Genomic DNA, 15,514 nt, shown 5'->3' on the forward strand with positions numbered 1-15,514 from the left:
CGAGGTAGTCATGCGTGGAAGCAAGGCACGTGCCGGTCAGCTTTCTCCGGAGCGAGCGGCGTCTATCGCGGCCATCGAGACAATCAGTTGGATGCGCGCGCATCCGCGTGGGACAGTCATCCCGTTCGTTCAAAGCCGAGGCAAGAAAAAACATGGGCGTCGATTCACCGTGCATCAGCATCTGCAAGTTCGATGAAAAGACCGGCTTTTGCATCGGCTGCCTGCGCACGAAGGAAGAGTGCAGGAAGTGGAAGAAGATGAAGGACAAGCATCGCGTGCGGATCATCGATGAACGTCCGGCGCGCAAGGCGAAGCTGAAGAAGCACAAGAAGTAGCCATCGAAGGAGTCGATCATGCGAGCAATGGCCTATCTATGCGGCGCATTACTGGCAGCCGCCTCGCCGGTTCATGCGCAGTTGCATCCGAGTCCGGAAACGGACATGAACGCGCCGCACAACAGCACGCGTCTCATGCCCAACGCCCCGCTCGGCAGCGAATACCCGACCCACGGCAACGCGCAAGCCGGCGAGCTGAATCTCAATCCGTCCGATCCGCGCGCGCAGTTGTCCAACGGCCTGCCGAACAACGCCAATAGCGGCGGATACGGATCGCCGCTCGCGGGCAGCAAAGCGAACGTGCCGCCACGCGGTGACTGAACGCGCCGCACTGTTCTCGCAACGAGAACAGTCATTTGAATTTCGCTGGCATTCACCTTCTAACGGCAAGAACCGATACTGATTCTCAGAGGCCGGGACGTCTCCCGGCCGTATCCGGGGAATTGCCATGAAGCTCTATCACCATCCGCTGTCGGGGCATTCGCATCGCGCGCGCCTCTTCCTGCATCTGCTCAACATCGAGCATGACGAGGAACCGGTCGACCTCGCCGCGGGCGCGCACAAGTCGCCCGAGTTCCTGCGCATCAACCGCTTCGGCCAGGTGCCGGTGCTGGTCGACGGCGATCGCTCCATCGCCGATTCGAACGCGATCCTCGTCTATCTCGCGAAGCGCGCCGGCGCGACGCAATGGCTCCCCGAGACGCCCGAAGGCGCCGCCGCCGTGCAGCGCTGGCTGTCGGTCGCGGCCGGACAGATTGCGTTCGGCCCCGCTGCGGCGCGCCTGATCACCGTGTTCGGCAGCAAGTTCGACGCGAACGAAGTGATCGCCCGCGCCCATGCGGTGCTCAAGGTCATCGACAGCGAATTGCAGGACCGCGAGTGGATTGCGGACACCGGCGGCGCGCATCCGACGATCGCGGACGTGGCGCTCTACAGCTACATCTCGAGCGCGCCGGAAGGCAACGTCGATCTGTCGTCCTATCGCAATGTGAACGCGTGGCTGCGGCGCATCGAAGCGTTGCCCGGCTTCGTGCCGTTCCAGAAAACGGCCGCCGGACTGTCCGCCTGAAACCGCGCCCGGAGCTCACCATCATGTCCGCACCGTCAACGATCACGGCGACGCCCTGGCATCGCGGCGAAATCGCGCTGCAAAGAGCCGCGGGCGCTTACGACCGCATGCGCGCGCTCGGCCAGCGCGTCGTGCGCGACTACATGCCGGAGCAGCACCGGCAGTTCTTCGCGCAGTTGCCGTTCATCGTCGCCGGTACGGTCGATGACCACGGCGACGCCTGGGCCACATTCCTGACCGGCCGCCCCGGCTTTCTGCGCACGCCGGATGCAACGACGCTCTCCGTCGCGCATACCCGCGACCCGCTCCATCCCGCCGATGCCGGTCTGCGCGATGGCGCGTCGATCGGCATGCTCGGCATCGAGCTGCATACGCGCCGCCGTAATCGCGTCAATGGCGTGGTCCATCGTCGCGGCGATGCCTTTGAGTTGAGCGTCGAACACAGTTTCGGCAATTGCCCGCAGTACATTCAACTGCGCGACTTTGTTTTCGTGCGCGACGAGCCGCTGCGTGCGCAGCCCATCGCGCTCGACGCAACTTCGCCTCGCGTGCGGTCGATGATCGAGCGCGCCGATACGTTCTTCGTCGCCTCGTACTTCGATCGCGAGGACGGGCATCGTCAGGTGGATGTGTCGCATCGCGGAGGAAAGGCGGGCTTCGTGCGCGTATCCGATGACGGCGCGCTCACCATTCCCGACTTCGCGGGCAACCTCTTCTTCAACACGCTCGGCAACATTGCGGTGAACGGCAAGGCGGGCCTCGTGTTCGCGGACTTCGCGACGGGCGACGTGCTGCAGCTCACGGGCGACGCTGAAGTGCTGACCGAGTCGCCGGAAACCGCCGCGTTCCAGGGCGCGGAACGCCTGTGGCGCTTCACGCCGCGCCGTGTCGTGCTGCGCGAGGATGCGCTGCCGCTGCGCTGGAGCTTTCGCGACGGAGGCTGGTCGCCCAACTCGCTCATGACCGGCGACTGGAACCAGGCGGCGCAACGCTCGAAGGCGGCGGCGCTCGCGGATGCGTGGCGGCCGTACCGCGTGAGCCGGATCGTCGATGAAAGCGATGTGATCCGCTCGTTCTGGCTCGAACCCGCCGACGGCGCGGGCATCGTGCCCCACGCGGCCGGCCAGCATCTTCCGGTGCGCGTCACGCTGCCGGGCATCGCGAAGCCGGTGGTGCGAACCTACACGCTGTCGGTCGCGCCGGGCGATGGCGTCGTGCGGATCAGCGTGAAGCGTGAAGGCCGCGTGTCGGCGCATCTGCACGATACGCTGAAGGTCGGCGACATCATCGAGGCGCGCGCGCCTGCGGGCAGCTTCACGATCGATCCGTTCGAAGCGCGCCCGGCGGTGCTGCTGGCGGCCGGCGTCGGCATCACGCCGATGCTCGCGATGCTGCGCCACATCGTCTACGAGGGACTGCGCACGCGGCGCGTCCGTCCGACATGGCTCATCGCATCGGCGCGCACGCTCGCGAGCCGCGCGTTCGCCGCCGAAATCGACGCGCTCTCACAAAGCGCGGGCGGCGCGGTGCACGTGATCCGCGTGTTGAGCGACACGCAAGGCGCGGACTCGGCGCGCGATTACGACGTGTCGGGGCGCATCGATATCGATCTGCTGAAGGGCCGTCTGCCCTTCGACGACTACGACTTCTATCTGTGCGGGCCGGGCGCGTTCATGCAGTCCCTCTACGACGGCCTGCGCGCGCTGAACGTGGCCGATGCACGCATTCACGCCGAAGCGTTCGGTCCGGCGTCGCTGAACCGCGATGTCGGGCAACGGCCGACTCGTCCGCCCGCAACGCAAGCCGTCGCGGTGCGCTTCACGAAGTCGAACCGCGCGGCCGAATGGAAGCCCGAAAGCGGCAGCCTGCTCGAACTCGCGGAAGCATCGGGCGTCGAGGCGGAATCGGACTGTCGTGGCGGCACGTGCGGCACATGCAGGACGCGCATCGTCAAGGGCGCAGTGAGTTACGGGAAAGCGCCCGAGTTCCATGCTGCCGGCAACGAAGCGCTGATCTGCTGCGCGATTCCCGCCGCCGACACCAACGACGCACTCGAACTCGATCTCTGAAACACGGTCCGCGATTGCGACGGATGCCCGCATGCCCGAGAATGCACGGCAACTCATTCGCCCGCTTTCCGCATCCGACATGGACCGCTTTCAGGCAATGTCGACCTTCGTCACGGTGGTCGAAACCGGCGGCTTCGCGTCCGCCGCCCGCAAGCTCGATGTATCGCCTTCGGTCGTGAGCCGCGTCGTCACCGAGCTGGAGGAACGGCTCGGCGTGCGGCTCTTGACGCGCACGACGCGCGTCGTCCGTCTCACCGATGCCGGCAACGGCTTCTTCGAAGACTGCCGGCGCATTCTCGGCGAAGTGGACGGCGCCGAACTCGCCGCGCGCGGCACGCACGCGGCGCCGCGCGGCGTGCTCTCGCTGACCGCGCCCGTGCTGTTCGGCAGGCTGCACGTGACGCCGATCGTGCTCGACTATCTCTCGCGCTATCCTGAAGCCGATGCGAATTGCTGGTTCATCGACCGCGTGGTGAATCTGGTCGACGAGGGCATCGACGTGGCTGTGCGAATCGCGCAACTGCCCGACTCGTCGTTGCAGGCGATTCCGGTCGGGCGCGTGCGACGCGTGCTGTGCGCCTCGCCCGGCTATCTCGCGCACCACGGCACGCCGACGCATCCGGATGATCTCGAACGGCATACGATCATCGCATCAACCGGATCGTCGACGCCGCCCGAATGGCGGCTTCACGACGGCGATCGCCAGATTCTCGTGCGTACCCACCCGCGCTTCATGACCACGACGAACGATTCCGCCATCGACGCCGCGCTCGCGGACTTCGGCATCGCGCGACTGCTGTCGTATCAGATCGCGCAGCAGTTGAGCGAAGGACGGCTCGTCGTGGTGCTGCCCGAGTATCAGCCGCCGCCGCTGCCGATTCATCTCGTGCATCGCGAAGGACGCCACGTCACGCAGAAGGTGCGTGCGTTCCTCGATCTCGCGGTCGCGACGCTGCGCGCGGATGAATCGTTGCGCTAAAGCGCGCTAAACAGACGCAGCGGCGCGTTGCTTCGTGAATCTTTGCGCTAATCGAACGGGCGTTAGGCCGCGGGCCGTGCAAAATGGCGGCAAACCATGCAACATAGCTCTCTTAAGCGTTGCAGCGGGTTCCATTTTCCGCTCGTTGCAACCGCCTCTTCGAACCTCAACGGCTCACGCACCATGACGAATTCGACTTCTCCTTCGAACGAACGCCCGCTCGACATGATCATCTTCGGCGGCGGCGGAGACCTGGCCGCACGCAAGCTGCTGCCCGCGCTTTACATGGCGCACACGCACTGCAACCTGCCCGCCGATACGCGCATTCTCGCCATCGGCCGCAAGGACTGGACGCGCGAAGATTATCTGAAGAACTTCATGGAAAAGCAGTCGCGTCCGTTCATCGACGAGAAGGCTTTCGATGCCCAGTCGTGGGACAAGTTTCTCGCGCTATTCGACTACGTCCGCGTCGATGTCGAGAACGCCGAGGACTTCCGCAGGCTCGCGGAAGCCTCGCGTGACGGCGCGCAGCGCGTGTTCTACCTGTCTACTTCGCCGGAGCTTTTCACGACCATCTGCGACAACCTCGCGGCGGCGGGTATCGTCGACGATCATGCGCGCGTCGTGCTGGAGAAGCCGCTCGGTCACGATCTGGCCTCGGCGCGCGCCATCAACGATGCGGTCGGCAAGCGCTTCAGGGAAGAGCAGATTTATCGCATCGACCACTATCTCGGCAAGGAAACGGTGCAGAACCTGATGGTGCTGCGCTTCGGCAACGCCATCTTCGGACCGCTGTGGCAGGCCCCGTACATCAAGAGCGTGCAGATCACGGTGTCGGAGACGGTGGGCGTCGGCAGCCGCGCGGGCTTCTACGATCACACCGGCGCGCTGCGCGACATGGTGCAGAACCACTTGCTGCAACTGCTGTGCATCGTGGCGATGGAGCCGCCGGTCTCGCTCGACCCGGACGCGGTGCGCGACGAAAAGCTGAAAGTGCTGAAGTCGCTGCGCCCGATGACCGTATCGGACATCGCACGCGATACCGTGCGCGGCCAGTACGCGGCCGGCGCGGTCGGCGGCGAGCCGGTGAAGGGCTATCTGCAGGAAGACAACGTGCCCGCCGACAGCCGGGCCGAGACCTTCGTCGCGTTACGCGCGCATATCAACAACTGGCGCTGGGCCAACGTGCCGTTCTTCCTGCGCACCGGCAAGCGCATGCAGACGCGCAAGTCGGAAATCGTGATCGACTTCGCGGACCTGCCGTTCTCGATCATCCCGAGCGGGCCGCGCAACTATGGCAACCGTCTCATCATCACGCTGCAGCCGGAAGAGTCCATCCAGCTGCAGATGCTCGCGAAGGAACCCGGCAGCGGCATGCAGATGCTGCCCGTGAACCTCAACCTCGACTTGCAGCAGGCGATGACGCAGCGCCGCGCCGAAGCGTACGAGCGCCTGCTGATCGATGTCATTCGCGGGCGTCTCACGCATTTCATGCGCCGCGACGAACTCGAAGCGGCGTGGGCGTGGGTCGAGCCGATTCTGAACGGCTGGAAGGAACTGGGCGACAAGCCGCGTGGTTACACAGCCGGCACATTCGGGCCGGCGGCTTCGTCGGCGCTCATGGCGCGGGAAAATCTCGCCTGGGCGGAAGAGGCCTGACCTATTGCAACGTCCGGCGCGCCGCGCGCCGGCGGGTTATCGCGGTTCCGGTCGCCATCACCGCAGCCAGCACCGCGATTCCGCCGACGATGCCCGCAAGCCGCATCAGCGCAGGCATCGGGTCGGATGACCAGTCGCGGTCCTGCACGAACACCATGATGAACGCGATGGTGAACTGCCGTCCGACATAGCTCGCACCTTGCGAGCCCGTCTGCACGTGACAGCCGATCCACACGCCCGCGCATAGCGCGACCATGCACGCGAGGGCGTTGTCGCCGATCAGCGGCAGGACCGCGAGACTGACCGCGCCCGCGAGCAGGCAGCCGGCGAAGCGCTGGACCATGCGCGCGGCGATCGGCCTGTGCGTCGGCTGACCGAGCGCGGATGCCGGAAGAATCAACACGGCGATGGCCGTCACCATCGCCTGAGGGAAGCCCGGCAGGTTCCACGCGTAGGCCATCGCAGAAAGGATCATGACGGACCACGCCGCGTGCCACGCGATGCGCTTATGCCGCGCCTCTGCGGATGCCGCGGCCGCAGTCCTGACGCTTGCCCCGTCCACGCGATCCACCGCCGATGCGGCCAGCGCACCGGGCATCGGCGTGACGCCGCGTGACTTGCGATAGTGCTGCACGCCCGCGTGAAAAAGCGCGGAGACGGCCACGCACGCGAGTGTCCCGACGATCACTTCGGCCACGCGCAGCAGCGCGAACGATGCGGTCGCCGATGCCGACGCGAGCCGGTGCGCCTCGAACGTCACCATCAGCGATGTGACCGCGCCGAGCACCCACGCATAGCCCGCATCGGACACGAGCGCCCGATACACCGAAACGCCCGCAATCGCGCCGAGCAAGGGCACGAAGAGCCACGGCATGTCGCCGATGAGCGGCCCCGCCGTCGCGCCGAGCAGCGCGCCCGCGACCGTCCCGAGCACGCGATGCGCGCCGCGTTGCGCGCACGCCGAGAACTTCGAATGCATCACCGCGAATCCGCTGATCGCGGCCCACCAGACGTGCGTCAGATCGAACACATGCGCCAGTGCGACGGCAAGCGCGACCGACAGCATCGCCTGAGTCCCGAAGCGCGCGCGTGACGACGACGGCCTGATCGCGACGAGCTCGCGGCCGAGCGCGCCGAATGCATCGCGCAGAATGCCGGCGAGCGCATGAAAGCCGGCAACGGCATGTCGGGCGCTGCTATGGATGGATGGATCGTCGGGCATCGTGCGTGCGGTTGTCGTGCGTCTCATCGGAGCGTAGACGCGTATCGGCGATGACGCAAAGAATCGCATGGGGCGCGGTCTGCGCGACTGCCGAACCGATGCTATCGTGTGCGCTCCCGCCCGATCCCGGCATCGTTCGACCTACAAGGACATCTCATGGCGAAAGTTCTGGTTCTCTACTACTCGATGTATGGCCACGTCGAGACGATGGCGCAAGCCGTCGCCGAAGGAGCAAGCGGCGTGGCGGGCGTCGAGGTGACGGTGAAGCGCGTGCCCGAAACGATCGCCGCCGATCAGGCCGCGGTCATCGGCGTGAAGCTGGATCAGCAGGCGCAGGTTGCGAGCATCGACGAACTCGCCGATTACGACGCCATCGTCTTCGGCACGCCGACGCGCTTCGGCAACATGGCGGGCCAGATGCGAACCTTCCTCGATCAGACTGGCGGGCTATGGGTGAAAGGCGCGCTGATCGGCAAGATCGGCAGCGTGTTCACGTCGACGGCATCGCAGCACGGTGGCCAGGAAACCACGATCACGTCGTTTCATACGACGCTGCTGCATCACGGGATGGTGGTCGTCGGCGTGCCGTATGCGTGTCCGGCGCTCACGAACATGGAAGAGATCACCGGCGGCACGCCCTACGGCGCGACGACGATCGTCGGTCCGGACGGCAAGCGGCAGCCGACGCACAACGAACTGGAGATCGCGCGGTATCAGGGCAAGCATGTGGCGGAGCTTGCGGTGAAGATCGCGGGGTGATGGCGGTTGTATCGGCCGAGCGAACAGATAGGCGCCTCGCGTCGGCATTGCGCCGACTATCGACCGCGCCGGCGCTCGTCTGGCCGTTTGCGTTTCGCTGGCATGGTCGCTGCATGGGTAACAGCGTCACTTTCCGACAGCCCTGTCACTGAAGGATGTGACCGGACCGGCTGCCTCGTGCGCCGGTCCGTTTCTTGTCGTGCTGGCGGTAGTTCGGGAGACTAATCAATTCCAACTCGACTGCCGTTGTAGCGTGATATTCAGTGATAGTCCTCTTCGATCTGAGGTCGACTGGCGAGAATGCTCACCGTGGTGTCGTCTTCCACTTCGAACAGCACGACGTACCCTGACGAGCCGAACGAGACCAGCAACTCGCGCAGGAAAGGATCCTGCTCATCGGCCTTTCGGCACGTGAAGGGAAACGATTTCAGCACACGTGTCCCTTCGCGAATCGCCTCGAGGGCGCGCTCGGCAACGTCGATGTCCCGTTCGAGCTGGAACTGATATAGGTGCAATAAGTCATCGCGTGCGCCTCGCGTGTATCGGACTGCGTAGCTCAATGACCTGCCTGTCTTGCCTTTGCCGCTTTCAGCATGGTTTCGAGTTCGGCGTGTACGTCCTCTGCATCGAAGTACTCGCCGGTTCGTCTCGCTTCAAGACGCGCTGCCAGCCCCCGCGCAATGAATTCCCGCTGAAGGCGCCGCCGTGCAAGACTCGCGCGCAACGCCGATTCCATGAATGAAGACAGCGATTCCCCTTCGTTCAGCACGTCCTCGAGAGCCTTACGCAGTTCCGGCTCGACTCGCAGCGCAGGAATAGTGGCCGTTTTCATACTTACCTCCGGATGCATCGCAGTTGCGATACATGTTAGCGCCGAACGGCGGCCTCCCGAAAACGCTCACCTCGCCTCGCTCCCGAAAGTCCTCACCGTCGCGCCGTCCGCCTCATATCACGTTCAACATCGCAAGCGCCGTCTCCTGCAAGGGCTGCAGCACGCGGGCAAGCGCCGCCTCGTGCGTTTCCTTTCCGATCGGCATGTTCACCGATAACGCCGCGACCACTTGCCCATGCCGATTCTTGATCGGCACCGCGACGCCGCGCACGCCTACCTGCAACTGCTGCTCGATCGCGACGAAGCCATCTGCGCGCGCCTGGCGGATCTTCTCGTACAGCTTCTCCTTGTTGGTCAGCGTCAGCGGCGTGAACGGCTTGAACTCGGTCGCATCGAGCCACTGGCGGACCGCATCTTCATCCGGCTTGTAGGCGAGCATCACGAGCCCGCCGGACATCAGCGCAGCCGGCACCCGTGCGCCAAGCACGAACCCGGTGGTCATCACACGCGTGGAGCCGTTACGCGCGATGATCACGAGGTCCCAGTCATCCAGCACGCTCACATAGACGGATTCGTGAATCGTGGCGCTCAGTTGCTGGAGATACGGCTGCACGATGCGCGGCAGCCGCGCCGAATCGAAGTACGACCAGCCGACGCGCAGCACGCGCGGCGTCAGATTAAAGAGCTTGCCGTCGGTCTGCACATAACCGAGATGCGCGAGCGTCAACAAATACCGACGCGCCGCCGTGCGCGTCATGCCGGTACGCGCCGCCGCCTGCGTCGGCGTCATGCGCGCGTGCTGATCGTCGAACGCTTCGAGGATCGCGAGGCCCTTTTCCAGCCCGGCGATCCAGTCGCGCTTGTCGAGTGCGGGCTTGTTCATCGTCAAACCTTGCATTTGCTAGTGCTAACCCCCAAAGCGGTCGATTATCGGACACGCGCGTGCGATAATCGCGCATAATCTATCACAAATCGTTGCCGCCAAAGGTCCGCGCCCCTATTCTCCAATCACCCGGAGCCACGCGCTCGCCACCGCTGTCATGCGTCATGCATCGGCGGGACGACGAATCAGAAGAACGACAGGCGGCACGCGAGTTCAATCGATAAACCCATTGTTCGGAGACACACATGGCTAGCCTCAAGGAAGAAGCGCACGGCGGCCGCCAGGCGAAGAAAGCAACGGCGAGCGGCTGGATCGGCTCGGCGCTGGAGTATTACGACTTCTTCATTTACGCGCAGGCGGCCGCGCTGATCTTTCCACAGTTGTTCTTCCCGTCGGGCAATCCGAAGGTGGCGATCGTCGCGTCGCTCGCCACGTATGGCGTCGGTTATGTGGCGCGTCCTATCGGCGCGTTCGTGCTCGGCCATCTCGGCGATACGCACGGCCGCAAGAACGTCCTGCTGATCTGCATGTTCCTGATGGGCTTCTCGACGATGGCGGTCGGTCTTCTGCCGACGTACCATCAAATCGGCATGGCCGCGCCCGCGATGCTCGTCGTGCTGCGTCTGATTCAGGGCTTCGCGGTAGCGGGGGAAATCTCGGGCGCCAGCTCGATGATTCTCGAACATGCACCGTCCGGCCGGCGTGGCTATTACGCCAGCTTCACGCTGCAGGGCGTGCAGGCCGGCCAGATTCTGGCCGCCGCCGTGTTCCTGCCGCTCGCGGCGTTCATGCCCGAGGACATGTTCAATTCGTGGGGCTGGCGCGTGCCGTTCCTGCTGTCGGCGTTCGTGCTGGTCGCGGGCTACATCATCCGTCGCGAAGTGCATGAGACGCCGGCGTTCACCGCCGAAGGCGCGCAGGGCGAACTGCCGAAATCGCCGATCAAGGAAGCGTTCGCCAACAGCACGCCGGACATGATCCGCGTGGTCTGCATGGCGCTGATGAACGTGATTCCGGTCGTCGCGACGATCTTCGGGGCGGCGTATGCGGTGCAGGCTTCGTATGGCATCGGCTTTCACAAGAGCGTGTATCTGTGGATTCCGGTCGTCGGCAACATTCTGGCGGTGCTGGTGATTCCGTTTGTCGGCAATCTGTCCGATCGCATCGGACGCCGCATTCCGATGATCACCGGTTCGCTGCTCGCGGGTCTGCTCTCGTTCGCCTATCTCTACGCGATCAGCATTCGCAACGTGCCGCTCGCGATCGTGATGTCGCTGCTGATGTGGGGCGTGGTCTACCAGGGATACAACGCGATTTTCCCGAGCTTTTTCCCTGAGCTGTTCCCGACGCGCTCGCGTGTTTCGGCGATGGCGATTGCGCAGAACATCGGCACGACGATCACGGCTCTGCTGCCGGCGCTGTTCGCCACCGTCGCGCCGCCGGGATCGACGAATATTCCGCTGACGATCGGGGCGCTGGCTTTCAGCGTGACCATCATCGCGGCGATTGCGGCCTGGTCTGCGCGCGAAACGTATCGCGTGCGTCTGGAAGATCTCGGCAAGAAGGATGCAGTGCCGATGACCGAGCAGGAGTACGAGCGGATGCGCGCGAATTCGATGGCGGATAGCCGCGGAGCGAAGGCGCATGCGTGACGCGCGCCGATAACCGGGCGTCACGAGGAACGGGCCCTTCGGGGCCCGTTTTTTTTAGGTCACGCGCCTATCCCCAATGCACTCGCTCCGTTATCGAATCAACTTCGCATTGACGATATTCGACGAGGAACTAATATCGACTCATGATCCAGCCGGTCCCGCAAATAGCCGGCAATTCGTGTTTCAGCGCTCAACTCAGGGAGACGCGTCATGCCCGTCAGACTTGTCAGGAGTGAGATTGCCTGGAATCAGTCGAAGAACGAAGGCCTGGTCGTGCTTCAGTTTCAGAGCGGGCAAAGAACCGGACTGAGAGTGTCGTCGCTGGCTGAACTCGCAGGCTGGGCCGCGATAATCTCGAGCGATCAGGTGTTCGGCACGGAAGATGGCTGGGTGGTCGGCCTCGATGGAAGCGGCGCAGTACGAACCGAGGGAACCGAAGTTCCGTTTCCCGTGGCGGTCGTCGTTCCCGAAGCGGACTTTCATTTGCTGTAACACGAACGTCGACCGCACCGGCCGCTGCAACACATCGGGGTTCGCGGCTACCATCGCTGTCATCCCATCGATGACGACAAGGCGCGCATGCCCGCCCCCACCACGCCTCTCCTTCCCGCGCTGACCATCTTCACCGCAATCGTCGATACCGGCGCCTTCTCCGCCGCCGCGGACAAGCTCGGCATGTCCGCGCCCGGCGTGAGCCGCGCGATCACGCGTCTGGAGGCGAAGCTCAAAATCCGCCTCTTCGATCGAACCACGCGCACCGTTTCCCTCACCGACGACGGACGGCGCTTCTACGACCAGGTCATGCCGCATCTGCTCGGCATTGAAGAAGCCGCCGCCACCGCCTCCAGCAGCACGACCGCCGTGCGCGGGCGCTTGCGCGTCAACGTCGATCCCATCTTCTCGCGGCTCGTGCTCGGCCCGCAGCTCGAAGCGTTCATGCAGACGCATCCGGAACTCGATCTCGAACTCATCACGCGCGACCGGCTCGGGGACATGATCGCCGATGGCTTCGATCTCGCCGTTCGCTTCGGTGAGCCGCGCAGTTCGAGCCTCGTCGCGCGCAAGCTGCTCGACACGCCCGTGCACACCGTCGCCGCGCCGTCCTACATCGCGCGATGCGGCCGGCCCGCGACGCCGCAGGCGCTCGCCACCGATGCCCACACCTGCATCGAGTTCCGCGATCCCGAGACGGGACGGCCGTTCGCGTGGGAGTTTCATCGCAAGAAGAAGCGGCTGACCGTGGAGACGCGCGGACATCTCACGCTGAACGATCCCGGCACGCTGCTGAGCGCGTGTCTGTCCGGCTATGGTGTCGCGCAGATACTCGCGCTCGGTCACGAGCATCTGATGGCCGAAGGAAAGCTCGTCGATCTCTTCCCCGACTGGCCGGACGAACGCTTTCCGCTCTATGCGTTTCATCCGTCGCGGCATCATCCGCCCGCTAAAACAAGGGCTTTTCTCGATCTCGTGATCGCGCTGACCAGCGAGCGGTAACGCTTGCGTTAGCGGGCGCACGCGTCGGGCCGCGCCTTCGCGCCCCGGCGATCCGGCGGCACCTTGCAGTTGTCGACGCGCTGTTCGTCGCTGGCCTTGTCGCCCAGGCGCTCTTTCAGCGTCTTCGCTTCCGACAATGCCGGCGCGCTCGCGGCATCGTCGGCTCGTGCGGGATTTGTCGATAACGTAAGGATGGCGAAACAATAAACAATGAGTTTCATGGCATCGATCATCACCGCATAGCCGCAACCGCACTTCCCGCTTCTTGCGCTTCCATCTCCACCGCGCGCAATCCACGCAGCGAAACCGCGAGCCCGCCCGCATCGCGATTCGTCACCGTAAACGCTGCGTGATGCCGTTGCGCCACACGCAGCGCGATCGCAAGTCCCAGCCCGCTGCCCTGCCCTTGCGTACCCACGCATCGATAGAACCGGTCGCACGCACGATCGATTTCATCCGCCGGAATGCCGGGCCCGGTATCGAGCACCGTCAGCGCGATGCCGTCGTTCTCGCGTCGCAACGTCACATCGACGCGTCCGCCATGCGGCGTATGACGAATAGCGTTGTCGAGCAGATTGTTCACGAGCACGGCAAGCGCGTGCATGTCGCCGCATATCGTGAATGCATCGTGCTCGTCGCGCGCTTCTTCGAGCACGAGGCCGAGGTCGATCGACTTGGCCTCTGCGATCAGCGAGAAATCCGCGACGCGCGTTTCGCACAGCGTGCGCAGGCTCATCGGCGCGATGGCCGCCTCGCGCGCCGCATCCTCCCGCGCCATGCTGAGCAACTGCTGCGCAAGATGGATCAGCCGGTTCAGCCGGCCATCGATCTTCGCAAGCGTCGTGCTGTCGACCTTCAGCGATCCATCGCCGATTGCGCCTTGAATCTGCAGCTTCAGCGCGGTCAGCGGCGTGCGGAGTTCGTGCGCCGCATCGGCGACGAAGATGCGCTGCGCCTCCGATGCATCGTTGAGCCGCGCGAGCAGGCCGTTCAGTTCATCGACGAGCGGACGAAGTTCATCGGGCATCGGCGTGGCGACCGCTACCGGTTCGCGCGATTCCGGTGAGCGCGCGGCGATCGACGAAGAGAGCCACCGGACCGGCGCGAGCCCACGCGCCACCACCACGAGCACGATCACGACGATCACCGGTATGAGCAAGGCAAGCGGCCAGATGATGCGCAGCGCGAGCATGACGGCCATGTCGTCGCGAACGAAGTACGGCTGCGCGACCTGCACATAGCGGTCCGGCAGCGCGACGCCGAACGCGCGCCAGCGATAGCCTTCGCGTTCCGCCGACTGGAAGCCGTCGCCGAAGCGCGGCAACGCGGGTTCGTGCGGTGAGTGATAGACGAGGCGCCCCGACTTGTCCCAGATGTCGATGACAAGCTGATCGTCCGCGATGCCGTGCAGTTCGTGTGTGCGTCCCTCGGCGGCATCGGCGGCGGTGATGTTGTCGGGCAGCGAGAGCGCGACCGTGCGCAATTCGTAATCGAAAAGCTCGCCCGCTTCGAGCCGCGCCGCGCGGAAGATGCCGTAGCCCGCAATGAGGCACGCCAGCGCAAGCCCGCAAATGAGCCAGCCGAGCAGCCAGCGGCGGATGGAGTTCATCCGATCCTCTTCAGCCGGTAACCGACGCCGCGCACCGTCACGATCTCATCCGCGCCGATCTTGCGCCGCAAGCTGTGCACATGGACTTCGATGGCGTTGCTGCCGACTTCTTCGCCCCAGCCATAGAGTTTCTCTTCGAGCTCGCGGCGGCGAAAAACGCGCGACGGTTCTTCGATCAGCGCCTGCAGCAACGCAAATTCGCGGGGCACGAGGTTGAGCGGCGCGCCGTTCTTGGCGGCTTCGTGCGCGGCGGGATCGAGCGTCAGTTCGCCATGCGCAAAGACGAGTTGCTTGTGGCCCGTGCGACGTCTGAGCAGCGCGCGCACGCGGGCGGCGAGTTCATCGAGATCGAAGGGCTTCATCAGGTAATCGTCGGCGCCGGCATCGAGACCGCGAATGCGATCGTCGATGGCGTCGCGCGCGGTCAGAATCATCACCGGCGCATCGCCGCCGTTCTTGCGGTAGACGCCGAGCACGTCGAGGCCGTCGCGCTTCGGCAAAGTGAGATCGAGCAGCACGAGATCGTACACACCGTTCGCAAGCGAAAGCTCGGCGGCCCGGCCGTCCTGCGCCCAGTCCACCGTATAGCTCGCGCGACGCAGCGCGGCCAGCACGGTCTCCGCGATCATCTCGTCGTCCTCTACCAGAAGCAGGCGCATGCACGTCTCCAGGGCTTGCGTGTCGCCGCCGATTGTCCTTGACGCTTGCTTAAGCGCGGCTTAACGCGGAATCGGGTTCGACGTTTCGCGTCCTCGTTTCGCGTCCTCGTTTCGCGTGCCGCTGCATGGGCGCTTAAGCGTTGCATAAGTTTTCAGGCCGCACTATACCGCCAAGGCCGTTGCTTTGCGTTGAGGCGAGCGTGTCGTGATGAACGCCGCTTCTTCCTGCGATGCATCCACGCGGTCGGGCGTGACTCGGAACGCGCCCGGTCCGGTTTGGGCCCGGCTTCGGC

General features: G+C 64.6%; 17 protein-coding genes. 10 read left to right on the plus strand and 7 right to left on the minus strand.

Annotated features, from left to right (window positions below; genetic code table 11):
* Nucleotides 1-152 precede the first annotated feature (152 nt).
* The 6 genes from P9255_RS03670 (at nucleotide 153) to zwf (ending at nucleotide 6,111) form a co-directional block, all read left to right on the plus strand.
* Nucleotides 153-335 (plus strand): DUF1289 domain-containing protein, encoded by a 183-nt coding sequence (locus P9255_RS03670; RefSeq protein WP_309765559.1) that lies wholly within the window; start codon nucleotides 153-155, stop codon nucleotides 333-335.
* 18 nt (nucleotides 336-353) lie between these two features.
* Nucleotides 354-656, plus strand: coding sequence for a hypothetical protein (locus P9255_RS03675; RefSeq protein WP_404980251.1), 303 nt, complete (start codon nucleotides 354-356; stop codon nucleotides 654-656).
* A 127-nt stretch (nucleotides 657-783) separates the two neighbouring features.
* Nucleotides 784-1,404, plus strand: coding sequence for a glutathione S-transferase (locus P9255_RS03680; RefSeq protein WP_309765560.1), 621 nt, complete (start codon nucleotides 784-786; stop codon nucleotides 1,402-1,404).
* A 23-nt stretch (nucleotides 1,405-1,427) separates the two neighbouring features.
* On the plus strand, nucleotides 1,428-3,473 hold the full coding sequence (locus tag P9255_RS03685; protein ID WP_309789164.1) for a pyridoxamine 5'-phosphate oxidase family protein: 2,046 nt from the start codon (nucleotides 1,428-1,430) through the stop codon (nucleotides 3,471-3,473).
* A 79-nt stretch (nucleotides 3,474-3,552) separates the two neighbouring features.
* On the plus strand, nucleotides 3,553-4,452 hold the full coding sequence (locus P9255_RS03690; protein ID WP_309766745.1) for a LysR family transcriptional regulator: 900 nt from the start codon (nucleotides 3,553-3,555) through the stop codon (nucleotides 4,450-4,452).
* Nucleotides 4,453-4,635: 183 nt separating this feature from the next.
* Nucleotides 4,636-6,111 carry a glucose-6-phosphate dehydrogenase gene (gene zwf / locus P9255_RS03695; RefSeq protein ID WP_309765562.1) on the plus strand — a complete coding sequence of 492 codons (1,476 nt, stop codon included), beginning with the start codon at nucleotides 4,636-4,638 and terminating at the stop codon, nucleotides 6,109-6,111.
* 1 nt (nucleotide 6,112) lies between these two features.
* Here zwf and P9255_RS03700 read toward each other — a convergent pair whose 3' ends face one another.
* The gene (locus tag P9255_RS03700; RefSeq protein WP_404980287.1) at nucleotides 6,113-7,333 is read right to left on the minus strand and encodes an FUSC family protein; all 1,221 of its coding nucleotides are present in this window, start codon (nucleotides 7,331-7,333) and stop codon (nucleotides 6,113-6,115) included.
* A 156-nt stretch (nucleotides 7,334-7,489) separates the two neighbouring features.
* On the opposite strand from P9255_RS03700, the gene wrbA reads away from it, so the two are divergent.
* The gene (gene wrbA / locus P9255_RS03705; protein ID WP_309765564.1) at nucleotides 7,490-8,092 is read left to right on the plus strand and encodes an NAD(P)H:quinone oxidoreductase; all 603 of its coding nucleotides are present in this window, start codon (nucleotides 7,490-7,492) and stop codon (nucleotides 8,090-8,092) included.
* Between the two features lie 260 nt (nucleotides 8,093-8,352).
* Here the strand turns inward: wrbA and P9255_RS03710 are convergent, their stop codons facing one another.
* The 3 genes from P9255_RS03710 to P9255_RS03720 form a co-directional block, all read right to left on the minus strand.
* The gene (locus tag P9255_RS03710; RefSeq protein WP_309765565.1) at nucleotides 8,353-8,652 is read right to left on the minus strand and encodes a type II toxin-antitoxin system RelE/ParE family toxin; all 300 of its coding nucleotides are present in this window, start codon (nucleotides 8,650-8,652) and stop codon (nucleotides 8,353-8,355) included.
* A complete protein-coding gene (locus tag P9255_RS03715) occupies nucleotides 8,649-8,924 on the minus strand; it encodes a YlcI/YnfO family protein (RefSeq protein WP_309765566.1) in 276 nt (91 codons plus the stop codon). The genes P9255_RS03710 and P9255_RS03715 overlap by 4 nt, the downstream gene beginning before the upstream one ends.
* Nucleotides 8,925-9,036: 112 nt before the next feature.
* Nucleotides 9,037-9,807: an IclR family transcriptional regulator C-terminal domain-containing protein gene (locus P9255_RS03720; protein WP_309765567.1), complete on the minus strand. Its 771-nt coding sequence runs from the start codon at nucleotides 9,805-9,807 to the stop codon at nucleotides 9,037-9,039.
* A 245-nt stretch (nucleotides 9,808-10,052) separates the two neighbouring features.
* On the opposite strand from P9255_RS03720, the gene P9255_RS03725 reads away from it, so the two are divergent.
* The 3 genes from P9255_RS03725 to P9255_RS03735 all read left to right on the plus strand — a co-directional run bounded on the left by P9255_RS03725 (nucleotide 10,053) and on the right by P9255_RS03735 (nucleotide 12,953).
* Nucleotides 10,053-11,459 (plus strand): MFS transporter, encoded by a 1,407-nt coding sequence (locus tag P9255_RS03725; protein ID WP_309765568.1) that lies wholly within the window; start codon nucleotides 10,053-10,055, stop codon nucleotides 11,457-11,459.
* Between the two features lie 210 nt (nucleotides 11,460-11,669).
* Nucleotides 11,670-11,951 (plus strand): hypothetical protein, encoded by a 282-nt coding sequence (locus tag P9255_RS03730; RefSeq protein WP_309765569.1) that lies wholly within the window; start codon nucleotides 11,670-11,672, stop codon nucleotides 11,949-11,951.
* Nucleotides 11,952-12,038: 87 nt separating this feature from the next.
* Nucleotides 12,039-12,953 carry a LysR substrate-binding domain-containing protein gene (locus tag P9255_RS03735; protein ID WP_309765570.1) on the plus strand — a complete coding sequence of 305 codons (915 nt, stop codon included), beginning with the start codon at nucleotides 12,039-12,041 and terminating at the stop codon, nucleotides 12,951-12,953.
* An 8-nt stretch (nucleotides 12,954-12,961) separates the two neighbouring features.
* Here the strand turns inward: P9255_RS03735 and P9255_RS03740 are convergent, their stop codons facing one another.
* From P9255_RS03740 to P9255_RS03750, 3 genes are read right to left on the minus strand one after another with little or no spacing between them, the layout of a single operon-like run.
* Nucleotides 12,962-13,174 carry a hypothetical protein gene (locus P9255_RS03740; protein WP_309765571.1) on the minus strand — a complete coding sequence of 71 codons (213 nt, stop codon included), beginning with the start codon at nucleotides 13,172-13,174 and terminating at the stop codon, nucleotides 12,962-12,964.
* 11 nt (nucleotides 13,175-13,185) lie between these two features.
* Nucleotides 13,186-14,562 (minus strand): ATP-binding protein, encoded by a 1,377-nt coding sequence (locus P9255_RS03745; protein ID WP_309765572.1) that lies wholly within the window; start codon nucleotides 14,560-14,562, stop codon nucleotides 13,186-13,188.
* A complete protein-coding gene (locus tag P9255_RS03750; RefSeq protein WP_309789166.1) occupies nucleotides 14,559-15,221 on the minus strand; it encodes a response regulator in 663 nt (220 codons plus the stop codon). The genes P9255_RS03745 and P9255_RS03750 overlap by 4 nt, the downstream gene beginning before the upstream one ends.
* Nucleotides 15,222-15,514: the final 293 nt, after the last annotated feature.

The organism is Caballeronia sp. LZ019 (genome assembly GCF_031450825.1).
Classification (GTDB): domain Bacteria; phylum Pseudomonadota; class Gammaproteobacteria; order Burkholderiales; family Burkholderiaceae; genus Caballeronia.

Coding starts and splice junctions, on each gene's coding strand:
- P9255_RS03670 (WP_309765559.1), top strand. CDS start 153: ATGGGCGTCGATTCACCGTGCATCAGCATCTGCAAGTTCGATGAAAAG.
- P9255_RS03675 (WP_404980251.1), top strand. CDS start 354: ATGCGAGCAATGGCCTATCTATGCGGCGCATTACTGGCAGCCGCCTCG.
- P9255_RS03680 (WP_309765560.1), top strand. CDS start 784: ATGAAGCTCTATCACCATCCGCTGTCGGGGCATTCGCATCGCGCGCGC.
- P9255_RS03685 (WP_309789164.1), top strand. CDS start 1,428: ATGTCCGCACCGTCAACGATCACGGCGACGCCCTGGCATCGCGGCGAA.
- P9255_RS03690 (WP_309766745.1), top strand. CDS start 3,553: ATGGACCGCTTTCAGGCAATGTCGACCTTCGTCACGGTGGTCGAAACC.
- zwf (WP_309765562.1), top strand. CDS start 4,636: ATGACGAATTCGACTTCTCCTTCGAACGAACGCCCGCTCGACATGATC.
- P9255_RS03700 (WP_404980287.1), bottom strand. CDS start 7,333: ATGCCCGACGATCCATCCATCCATAGCAGCGCCCGACATGCCGTTGCC.
- wrbA (WP_309765564.1), top strand. CDS start 7,490: ATGGCGAAAGTTCTGGTTCTCTACTACTCGATGTATGGCCACGTCGAG.
- P9255_RS03715 (WP_309765566.1), bottom strand. CDS start 8,924: ATGAAAACGGCCACTATTCCTGCGCTGCGAGTCGAGCCGGAACTGCGT.
- P9255_RS03720 (WP_309765567.1), bottom strand. CDS start 9,807: ATGAACAAGCCCGCACTCGACAAGCGCGACTGGATCGCCGGGCTGGAA.
- P9255_RS03725 (WP_309765568.1), top strand. CDS start 10,053: ATGGCTAGCCTCAAGGAAGAAGCGCACGGCGGCCGCCAGGCGAAGAAA.
- P9255_RS03730 (WP_309765569.1), top strand. CDS start 11,670: ATGCCCGTCAGACTTGTCAGGAGTGAGATTGCCTGGAATCAGTCGAAG.
- P9255_RS03735 (WP_309765570.1), top strand. CDS start 12,039: ATGCCCGCCCCCACCACGCCTCTCCTTCCCGCGCTGACCATCTTCACC.
- P9255_RS03740 (WP_309765571.1), bottom strand. CDS start 13,174: ATGAAACTCATTGTTTATTGTTTCGCCATCCTTACGTTATCGACAAAT.
- P9255_RS03745 (WP_309765572.1), bottom strand. CDS start 14,562: ATGAACTCCATCCGCCGCTGGCTGCTCGGCTGGCTCATTTGCGGGCTT.
- P9255_RS03750 (WP_309789166.1), bottom strand. CDS start 15,221: ATGCGCCTGCTTCTGGTAGAGGACGACGAGATGATCGCGGAGACCGTG.